The organism is Streptomyces sp. NPDC001156, from assembly GCF_053598275.1.
Genome location: NZ_JBSFJX010000466.1, coordinates 1 through 2,229, shown reverse-complemented (window position 1 = coordinate 2,229; position 2,229 = coordinate 1). Strand labels below are relative to the sequence as shown.

Below are 2,229 nucleotides of genomic sequence, written 5' to 3'. Positions count from 1 at the left end.
GCTGCCCAGTTTCCGGGCAGCAGAGATCGTCGCCCGTTCCTGGCCTCCGGGGCGGGCGTTCGGCGTATCGGGGTCTCCTTTCTGCTGGCGGGGGGCGTGTCAGCCGATGAAGATCCTTTCTCTGGTGGGTGTGTCGGCGGTCAGGGTCTTGGAGTGCGGGTCGTAGCTGAGAGTGATTCCAGCAGTACGGAGCAGCTGGGGGATCTGCGTTTCATCGGGCGGTGGTGGGCCGAGGGTGGCGGTGAGGCGGAGGGCGAGTGCGGGGAGGTGGGGCTGGATGCGGTCTTCGCGGACGAAGGCGTTGCCAGGCCGGTGGGGCTGGCGCTGTTGGGCTGTGGTGTGGCCGTGGCGGCAGCGGTACGCGGGGTGCCCGTTCGACCAGCAGGATTCCATGCGGCAACTGCAGAGGTCACAGTGCAGGATGCCTGACAGTTGGTAGGTGCGCCCCGGGGTGGCACGGCGCGCGGTGCGGATGTTCTGGGCGGCAGTGAAGTCGGCTTCGCTGACGAGGGCGGGGTGGGCGGGGGCAGTGGAGACAGCCCACTGGTCGGGGGCGTTCCAGCGCATGATGTCGCGGGTGCCCAGCGTGGTGTTGTCCGGATCGAGGAGCACGTGGTCGGTGCGCTGGCGGTTCCAGACCTGGCGGCCGGTGTAGCGGGGGTTGGCGAGGATAGCCCGAACCGTGGTGGCGGTCCACTGGGTGCCGGTGCGGTGGGGGTTGCGGGCGGGGTCGGTGGCGGAGGGGTTGGGGATCGCGGCATCGTTGAGGGCTCGTGCAAGGCGGGCGGTGCTGCGGCCGGCGAGGCGCTGGTGGAAGATCCAGGTGACGATGGGACCGGTGCAGGGGTCGGGGTCGAGGCGGTGGATGCGCACGCCGCGGCGGGCCAGGGCGCGGTTGGGGTGGGGTCCGGCGTCAATGAGTCGGTAGCCGTAGGGCGGGCGCCCGCCGAGGTAGCGGCCCTGGTCGCGGGCCTGGACGGTCATGGCGGTGTGGGCACGGATGCGCGCGCGAGCGACCTCGCGTTTCGCGAGGATGCCCAGCAGGACCATGAGCTCCTCGTCGCCGAGACTGTGGCTGTCGGCGGCGCCGCCCAGTTCCGGGATCCACACGGTGACGCCGTAGTGCTCGAAGAGCGGGGACATGACAGTGAACTGGTTTCCGTAGAAGGCGCGCTCGCTGGAGCCGATGACGATCGCGTCGAAGTTGCGGTCGGGGTCGGTGAGCGCCGCGAGCAGGGCGCCGGCCTCGGGGCGGCGGGCCCACGGCACTGTCCGACTGCGGCCGATGTCGAAGTACTCGGCGGTGATGCGCCCGTACCCGGAGGTGAGCGCCTGCGCACGAAGAAGCTGCCAGGCGCGGGAAGTGGCGGGGTCTTGGTGGTCCTCGGTGGAGACTCGGCCGTAGAAGGCGAAGCGGAGAGCGGTTGGCGCAGGCTTGTCGGTGGCCGCAATGGCCTGCCGGGCAATCCACTGGTCCAGGGTGTGGGTGTCCCCGGCAATGGCGGGCGGTTCGGATGCGGGCAGGGGTTGTTGAATGCTTCTTGGGGCCATGTCGGACACCTCCGGCAGGGTTGTGCTGGGGCCGGATGACGTGTTCAGTGTCCGAGCGTGCCGGAGCACGGGACGCGTTCCGAGGCGCCTGGTTCACCGGGACGGGGGAAGCTTGACATCAGGTCCCTTGACACGGCCGAATGCGGGGACGTCATCGCAGGTCGCACAGGCCAACCGTGAGGACGGGCAGGATGTCCTCCGGTGGCCTGGGGCCTGGGCTGGTGTCACCTCAGGTTAGGTCGGCCTGGTCGAGTCGGGTCAGAAAGCTGGTCTTGCGCCGGTGCTCGTCGCGCAAGATGGTCAGGTACGCGGCGAACTCCGCTTCGGTGCCCTGTTCGCGGTGGATGGTTCGGAGCGTCTTGAGGTGTCGGACGGCGTACTGGTAGCGGTACTTGTTGCCGGTCTCGGCCAGGTAGAGGTCGACCAGGCGCCGGTACGGGGTGATCGTGTCGGCGGGATGGGTCGTGCGGCGCTCCTCGATGAGCTCCTGGAGGGTGTACTTCGACAACTCGCCGAGATGGCCGACAGCGGTTTGCCAGGCCTCCTCTGATCGTCCTGCTGCGCGCAGGCAGCTGATCAGCTCACGGACGTAGGCGGGATTCTCGGCCACGCGAGTGCGGAGCAGGTCAAGAGCCCATGTGACGGTGTCTGGGCTCTCCAGTTCGGAGGCGGTCCTGG

2 protein-coding genes are annotated in these 2,229 nt (G+C 69.1%); both read right to left on the bottom strand.

The genetic code is table 11. From position 1 onward, the window contains the following. Positions 1-99: 99 nt before the first annotated feature. On the bottom strand, positions 100-1,551 hold the full coding sequence (locus tag ACWDA7_RS52230; protein ID WP_450615187.1) for a recombinase family protein: 1,452 nt from the start codon (positions 1,549-1,551) through the stop codon (positions 100-102). Between the two features lie 229 nt (positions 1,552-1,780). Next, positions 1,781-2,229: DUF6880 family protein (locus ACWDA7_RS52225; protein ID WP_450615185.1), on the bottom strand; the 449-nt coding region annotated here is incomplete at its 5' end.